The organism is Streptococcus suis YS161, assembly GCF_002760245.1.
In the GTDB taxonomy this organism is placed as follows: Bacteria; Bacillota; Bacilli; order Lactobacillales; family Streptococcaceae; genus Streptococcus; species Streptococcus suis_I.
Genome location: NZ_ASCA01000090.1, coordinates 22,936 through 30,546, shown reverse-complemented (window position 1 = coordinate 30,546; position 7,611 = coordinate 22,936). Strand labels below are relative to the sequence as shown.

Here is a 7,611-nt window from a genome sequence, read left to right as displayed (position 1 = left end):
GTTGATTGTTTTTTTATTCTAGTGTACAGGTAAATCCACGAATTCTCAACTGGGGGTCTTTACATATTGTCTATGAAGAACTCTTCGATGAAAAGCTAGATATGCTTCTGGAAATCGACAAGGAAACCAATCTCAAGTGGGATGGGCATTTTACCCAGTCAGTCGATAATAAGCCAGTCTATCCACGTCCTGTTCAGGAAGATTTTCCCATTTGGGTGGCAACTGGGGGCAATGTAGAATCCACCATCAAGATTGCTAAGAAAGGTCTGCCAATCGTGTATGCAGTCATTGGTGCAGGTGCCCATCGCTTTAAACCTTTAGTCGATGCTTATCGCAAGGTTGCTCGCAACTCAGGTCATGATCCAAAGAAAACGAAAGTTGCAGCCCATTCTTGGGGTTGGATTGCAGACGACCATGACAAGGCTGTGGAAGAATACTATCATCCAACCAAAGTAATTACGGACAATATTGCCAAAGACCGCCCACATTGGAGCGAGATGACCAAGGCGCAATATCTCTACTCTCTGACAGACGAAGGAGCAACCATCGTCGGAGATCCAAAACGAGTCGCTGAAAAAATTATCAAGACTATTGAAACACTTGACTTGGACCGTTTCTTCCTCCATCTCCCAATCGGATCAATGCCACATGAAGATGTCCTCCGTGCTATCGAACTCTACGGAAAAGAAGTTGCGCCAATTGTCCGAGATTATTTTGCAAAAAAAGAAGAGAATCAGTCCCAAGACTGATGAGATAGTTGATAGGATGAGTTATACTATAGTTAATCCTAAATATTTTTCATAATCTCCTGAAAATCCTGACCATGTGGTTGGGATTTTTTGAATGATTAGATAGTGACCGGTATGTAAATTATTTCATAGTTGAAAGTTAACTTAGATGATTTGTTTATTCTTTTAAAGTGAATATTTATATAAATATTCTATAAATGATTTGTGCTATAATATAAAAAAATCATTATGGAGATTAATATGGAAAATATATTTGCTATAAAAAATAAGATTCTAGATTTTCCATTTTTAGAAGAAGTAAATGAAGATACTACAATAAACAAATGTGGAATTTATATGCTCTACATAGACTTTTTTGGTGATAATAGTATCCTGCCAATCTATATCGGAAAATCAAAAGATGTTCAAAAACGATTCGATAGTCATTTAAAAAAAATTATGTTTCTAAATAGATTATCAGAATCAACTTATTTATCTTATTTTTTTGAGAGAGAAGATCCTTTTTATGATGGAAGTTTTTTCTACTGTAAAATTTTTCAGTATATGATTGACCATCAATGTACTTTAACAGATTTCAAAATGAAAGTAGTCGAATTTTGTTCGTTAGAAGAGTTAGAATCTAAAGAACTATATTATATAAATTACTTTAAATCACAATTTGTTGGATTCAATCAGCTTAACTCTCGAACATTACTAAATGCCATTCAACCTTCTATATGCAATCCCAAAGAAAATAGAGATATAATAAATAGGTATCTTCAAGAATATTTTTGGGAATTAGATACCATTTCATACTATTTACAAGAGAATACTGGCTATACATTATTTAACTACAATTACACTTTCTTAACAATTTTACCAATTATAAAGAAAATCTTTGAAAATATGGATGAAAGTTATAGTGACTATAGAGAAAATAATTTAGAGAAAAGGTATTCAATAAGACCAAGTCAAGAAATTATCTCACAATTAAAAGAGAAACTTACCACATATCGTCAACTTTCAAGAGGACACAGTTATGCACTGGAGGGAATAAAAGAAAATATCAAAAAAATTATTCGTAAGTCTAGCTCCAAACGTTTGAAATCGGAAGTATTATCACAAGCTTGCCAAGACTATATTACAACTGGTCAAGTTAGTAATATACCTCATATTAATTTGGAGGAATTAAAAAATAATAGTAATTTGTTGCTAAAAGAACACTCCAAAGTAAAAAAAGAAAAACAAGAATATGATAAATTGATAAGCGAGCAGATTTCTCAAATTGTTACGTTAAAAAAACCATTGCTTGAACTTATTTTACCCCACAAAAACTTTCATCCATTCGAACTAGGCCATCGAGAAATAAGATACTATGCGGTGCCAACTCCTATCGAAAACACGGTATATATAGATTTTATTTCTAATACATATGGTAAAAGTAAAAGCTCATTCTTTTCTGATTTTGCTTATGTCGTATCGGTAAGAGTAACTCAGACAAATAAAAATGAAATAATTGATACTGTTGAATATATTATTAAAAATGATTTAACAGATGAAATTCAATCAGGTTTTACCTATGTTGAAAAAGATATTATGATACCTCCATTGTTTAGAAAGATTCCTTTTCAACCTATTTTAGCTTATCCTAATGGGCACCTCTCAACAACTATGATTACTCTTTCTGTTGAAAAAAATACAGGATTAAATGATAGTGTCATTCAAAATGCAACTTTGATCCCATTAGAGGAAATTATTGCTAAGCTTGAAAGTTCTACTAATGAGGATACTCAATTTATTATAAATTCAAATGTTGGCAGTAAACTTCTATTTGAAGCATTTTCTTCTTCACTTGACTCAGAGCAGTTGTTTGATATTCTCCAGAATGAAGATGCTCCAAATACTCTTTTAGAAAAAATATATTCTAAGATAGAAAAATCAAAGCAACGAACTATTTTTATTAACAAAAGAGCTAAACAAAAGACAGTAAAATTAACGCCGAAAACAGTAGTAAAAAATCATCCCCAAAAATCTTCGGTAGAAAAAAAGGAGGCAGAGATATTTGGATAAAGTTTTCTCAAAAAATCCAAATATTCAGGTTTTAGAATATATTGATTCAAAAACTCCTGTCCATTATAAATGTTGTCAATGCCAATTTGAATGGAAGGCAAGAAGTGATAAAATATTCATTCGTCCCTATTGTAAGAATTGCAAATCAATCTTCATTGATAAAAATTAGATTTTCTAGCAATTCAATTATTTTAATTGTTTAGATAATTTTATGATGAAAAAATAAAATCAGTCCCAAGACTGATGAGATAGTTGATAGGATGAGCTATACTATAGTCAATCCTAAATATTTTTCATAATCTCCTGAAAATCCTGACCAAGTGGTCGGGGTTTTTTGCATGCAAAAACACTCTTGGAAATTCCAAGAGTGTTTTAAGTAACGGTGTTAAACAGTTTGTAGTTTTTATTTCATCATCGGGAGTGATAAGGTCTGGTAGACCTTGTCAGCCTGTTACCTATTTCATTGTAGGGAACAATAGCACATCCCGAATAGTAGTGGTGTCTGTCAGGAGCATGCAGAGGCGGTCGATACCGATTCCAAGTCCACCTGTTGGTGGCATACCGTATTCGAGGGCTTCGATGTAGTCGTAGTCAACGCCTGTCGCTTCGTCGTCACCGAGTTCTTTAGCCTTAGCTTGGGCTTCGAAGCGTTCCAATTGGTCGATTGGGTCGTTCAATTCTGTAAAGGCGTTTCCATATTCCTTGGTCATGATGAAGAGCTCGAAGCGGTCTGTGAAGCGTGGGTCTTCATCGTTTTTCTTAGCCAGTGGAGATACGGCTACTGGGTGACCATAGACAAAGGTTGGTTGGATAAGAGTTGCTTCAACGTATTCTTCAAAGAAGCTGTTGATGATTTGCCCCACTTCTGTATGGTGTTTTTCCACAGGGACCTTGTGCTCAGCTGCAAGGGCTTTTGCTTCCTCGAAGCTCATCTCTTGCCAGAAGTCCACGCCAGTTTGTTCCTTAATAGCATCGACCATGTGGATACGCTTAAATGGCTCGTGGATGTTGATGACAGTATCCTGATAAGTCACAGGACCGTCACCGACAACTGCCTTGGCGGTGTGCTGGATAATACCCTCGGTCAAGTCCATGATGTCTTGATAGTCTGCATAGGCTTGGTAAACCTCAATCGAAGTGAACTCAGGGTTGTGGGTCGCATCCATACCTTCGTTACGGAAGATACGGCCGATTTCATAGACGCGTTCCATACCGCCGACGATCAAGCGTTTGAGGTGGAGTTCTGTCGCGATACGAAGGACCATGTCAATGTTTTGGGCATTGTGGTGGGTGATGAATGGACGAGCCGCAGCACCACCAGCTTCGTTGTGAAGGACAGGTGTTTCCACTTCCAAGAAACCAAGTCCATCAAGGTAACGGCGGATTTCTGAGATAATTTTTGAGCGGGTCACAAAGCGGTCAAAGCTCTCACGGTTGGTAATCAAGTCCAAATAACGTTTGCGGTAGCGGGTCTCGATATCTGTCAAACCGTGGAATTTTTCTGGCAATGGGCGGAGCGCTTTAGACAGGTGAGTTAACTTGCGAGCATGGATAGACAACTCACCAACATTTGTCTTGAAGACATCCCCCTCGACACCGATAAAGTCACCAAGGTCTGCTTTTTTGAAGATTTCATAATTTTCTTCGCCAACATCATCCTTACGAACGTAGATTTGAATCTGGCCTTCGCGGTCTTGAATGTGAGCAAAACCTGCCTTACCCTTACCACGCTTGGTCATAATACGACCTGCAATGATAGCTGTTTGCCCTAATTCTTCCAAGTCTTCTTTTGATTTGTCTTCGTACTGAGCCTTCAATTCAGCTGAATTTGCAGAACGCTCAAAACGTTTTCCAAATGGGTCAATGCCCTGTTCAGCAAGAGCCGTCATTTTCTCACGACGGACAATCTGTTGGTCATTTAATTCTTCAAAATGTTCAGTTGACATAAAAATTTCATTCCTCCAAAGTCTGTTCTTTCTATTCTATCATAGAATAGGGAAAAAATCAGCATAAATTCCTATCGAGATAGGAAAAAACAGCAGAAAATTCTACTGTTTTGCTTTATAACCGGTATCATTCCAAGCTAGTTCGGTAAAGTGTTCAAAGTCTGTCGTTTCCAAAATGGAAATGGAGGCATTGTCCAAACCGCCTCGGTGCCGAAGTTGGTCAAGAGGAAAGCCCAGCAGTCGATGAATAGAAGCGGTCAGGACGGATCCGTGACTGACGATGAGGACTGTTTCAGCAGTCGTGTCCTTGAGCGAGTAAATAAACTCCATAAACCGTTGGGTGACTTGTTCAACCGACTCGGCACCAAACAACTCTGAGTGAAAATCGGTCAGCTTGTGCTTCAAGGCGAAAAATTCTTGAGGATAGGCAGACTTGAAATCTTTGATTTTCGTACCTTCCAGCTGTCCAAAATTCCATTCACGGAGTTGAGAATTGGTTGTAACTTGCTGGCAGTGGCGGTTGTGCTGGGCAATGATTTGAGCAGTTTTTTCTGCACGCTGTAAGTCACTGGAGTAAATAGCATCAAGAGGTCGGTCAGCCAAGTGTTTTCCGAGCAATTGGACTTCCTCCACAGCTTGTGGCAGAAGGGCAGAATCGCCAGAATAGCCTTGGAAACGGCCTTCCAAATTCCACTCAGTCTTTCCATGACGGACAAAGTAGATTTTCAAGTTTAGTCCCTCCCCTCGATCAAATCAGCAAAGTCAGCTTTTACAAAATCAGCTAATACCTGGCTATCGATTTTAATCGAGCGACCAATTTCACCAGCAGATACAATCAAGTGACCGAGTTCAAGGGCGGATTGATCAATATAGATTGGGAAATTATGCTTCTGACGAATACCGACTGGATTGTTGGCACCGTGGACGTAGCCAGTTGTTTTTTCCAAATCTTTTTGTGGAATCATGCTGACTTTTTTATTGCCAGAAATCTTAGCCAATTTTTTCTCAGACAGATGCTCGGTAATCGGCACGATGCCGATAATTGGTCCAGTTTTATCACCATTTAATGCTAGTGTTTTGTAAATGTCGTGTTCTTCAATTCCTGGTGGAAGTTGACCATCGAGGGCATTTAAAACAAGGCTATCATGATCGATCTTAGCCTTGTCTAAAATTTGGTCCACCAAGGTTTTCTTTATCTTAACCTTCTTAGCCATTATTTATATTTTTCCTCCAGTTTGCTCATCCAAAGGCCTAGCCATACTCCTAAGACAAAAAGAATGATAGCAGCAATCCATGTAACAAAGTCAGCTCCAGCATAGGAAATTGACTCTTTGTTGCTTGCTTGTGGAATCAAAATCAGAAGAGTGGATGATGAGACGATACCAATAATAAAGTGATAAACACGTGAATGGTATACTTTCAGAGCATGGTCCATTGCTTTTGAAAAGGCCACCATTGCAAGAACGCCACCGATTGCAATTGGTAGGAAGGTACCAAATAAATCAAGTGATTTGAAACCATTGAGCATGGGTGTGTAAATACCCAAAATCAATAGCAAGTTTGAAGGGCTGAGTCCAGGAACAAGTACCCCTAAAGCAATCAAGGCACCTGCCAAGACAAAACTTGCAAAGTTTGCTGGAAGTATTCCGACAAGATCGCTTAAATTGTAAAGTAGGAGACCAGAAATGATGAATGTTCCAACCAACCAGGCCAAATCAATGCTATCGCGTTTGCTCTTTTGAGTTGATTCTTTAAGCAGGCTAGGAATAGTTCCCACGATTGCTCCTGCAAAGGCCCACAAAACTGGGACTTGGAAATGTTGCAATAAATATTCAACAGGGAAAGAGAAGAGTGCGATTCCCAAAATTCCACCAATTCCAACAGGAACAAAGAAAAGGAAGTTTTCTTTAAAATCTTTGCGAATGTTGGCCAAAAATCCAATCAATCGTTCGTAAATTCCAAGGATAGCAGCGAGTACTCCCCCAGAGACACCAGGTAAGATAAAGCCGAGTGCGATAATCATACCTTTAATAATTCTTGCAATCCATGAAGCCATAATTTCCTCCAAAATGTATTATAACGTTCCTATTATAGCATAAAGCAAGTAAAAATAATTAAAAAGACTGCCTGTTAGATAAAATCCAGCAGGCAGTTTTGGTTAAAGATTGTAAAAACCTGGTCTTGCTCTATAGAGTAAAATGAGCAGAATAGAGGCAATTGCAGTGGAAGGAAGAATATAGCTGATATTGTAGGTAAAGGAATAGAACCAGACAGGGGTACCAGCTGGGGCATAGTCTGCGTAGAAAATAATTCCTGATAAGAAGGTGGCTAACAATCGAATGCTTCCTCCTAGAAAACTAGCCAGGATAATGATGAGAGTAGCATTTTTTAGATTTTTTTGTTTGGATAGGGTGGGTGCCACTAAACCTGCTAAACCAATTCCGGCGTAAGAAAGTACGTAGTCAAGAAAAACTTGAAAAACGTTTAGGAAGTAGCCACCGTAGAAAAGTTGAATGGTTCCTACAATACCACCAGTAAGAACCCCTACCCCTAGTCCGTGGCGCAGAGCAAGCAGTAAGATTGGAAGCATGACTAAAGACACAGATCCACCTTGGGGCATTGTAAAGAGCGGGATTTTGTCAAAGACGAGGGCAATTGCAGAAAAGATAGCGACTTCGGCTAGGATGGGTAATTTTGATGTGGACATAAAAAGACTCCTTTGTAGATGGTCAACAAAGGAGTGTTTATAGCAGAGTATAGTATCATTCTATAAAGCACACAATTCCTACGCTAGTGTTAACTAGATCAGGTTCGAGGATTTCGCAGTTGCGATCTCAGCCGAAGCACTCCTTTGTGTATATGTAATT

At 38.5% G+C, this 7,611-nt stretch carries 6 protein-coding genes, 1 pseudogene and 1 riboswitch; of the genes and pseudogenes, 2 read left to right on the top strand and 5 right to left on the bottom strand.

All coding sequences use genetic code 11. The annotated features are described in order from the left end of the window. Positions 1-71: 71 nt before the first annotated feature. Positions 72-749, top strand: a pseudogene (locus SST111_RS11470) (LLM class flavin-dependent oxidoreductase); the annotation flags it as partial. Positions 750-989: 240 nt separating this feature from the next. Further along, the gene (locus SST111_RS12505; RefSeq protein WP_257211923.1) at positions 990-2,798 is read left to right on the top strand and encodes a GIY-YIG nuclease family protein; all 1,809 of its coding nucleotides are present in this window, start codon (positions 990-992) and stop codon (positions 2,796-2,798) included. A 455-nt stretch (positions 2,799-3,253) separates the two neighbouring features. On the opposite strand, the gene lysS is transcribed toward SST111_RS12505, so the two are convergent. The 5 genes from lysS to thiT all read right to left on the bottom strand — a co-directional run bounded on the left by lysS (position 3,254) and on the right by thiT (position 7,451). Beyond that, a complete protein-coding gene (gene lysS, locus SST111_RS11450; protein WP_024408184.1) occupies positions 3,254-4,744 on the bottom strand; it encodes a lysine--tRNA ligase in 1,491 nt (496 codons plus the stop codon). Between the two features lie 102 nt (positions 4,745-4,846). Next, the gene (locus SST111_RS11445) at positions 4,847-5,473 is read right to left on the bottom strand and encodes a histidine phosphatase family protein (RefSeq protein ID WP_099811504.1); all 627 of its coding nucleotides are present in this window, start codon (positions 5,471-5,473) and stop codon (positions 4,847-4,849) included. A 2-nt stretch (positions 5,474-5,475) separates the two neighbouring features. Beyond that, complete coding sequence (locus tag SST111_RS11440) at positions 5,476-5,958, bottom strand: aminoacyl-tRNA deacylase (protein WP_099811502.1); 483 nt, start codon at positions 5,956-5,958, stop codon at positions 5,476-5,478. Beyond that, entirely contained in the window at positions 5,958-6,800 is an 843-nt protein-coding gene (locus tag SST111_RS11435; protein WP_099811500.1) for a DUF368 domain-containing protein, read from the bottom strand. Before SST111_RS11435 ends, SST111_RS11440 begins: the two co-directional genes overlap by 1 nt. 102 nt (positions 6,801-6,902) lie before the next feature. Then, complete coding sequence (gene thiT / locus SST111_RS11430; protein WP_099811498.1) at positions 6,903-7,451, bottom strand: energy-coupled thiamine transporter ThiT; 549 nt, start codon at positions 7,449-7,451, stop codon at positions 6,903-6,905. Positions 7,452-7,509: 58 nt separating this feature from the next. Then, positions 7,510-7,605: riboswitch (TPP riboswitch) on the bottom strand. Positions 7,606-7,611 lie beyond the last annotated feature (6 nt).

Bases quoted from the DNA above. Each gene is read 5' to 3' on its own strand.
- lysS (WP_024408184.1), bottom strand. From the start codon at position 4,744: ATGTCAACTGAACATTTTGAAGAATTAAATGACCAACAGATTGTCCGT.
- SST111_RS12505 (WP_257211923.1), top strand. From the start codon at position 990: ATGGAAAATATATTTGCTATAAAAAATAAGATTCTAGATTTTCCATTT.
- SST111_RS11440 (WP_099811502.1), bottom strand. From the start codon at position 5,958: ATGGCTAAGAAGGTTAAGATAAAGAAAACCTTGGTGGACCAAATTTTA.
- SST111_RS11435 (WP_099811500.1), bottom strand. From the start codon at position 6,800: ATGGCTTCATGGATTGCAAGAATTATTAAAGGTATGATTATCGCACTC.
- thiT (WP_099811498.1), bottom strand. From the start codon at position 7,451: ATGTCCACATCAAAATTACCCATCCTAGCCGAAGTCGCTATCTTTTCT.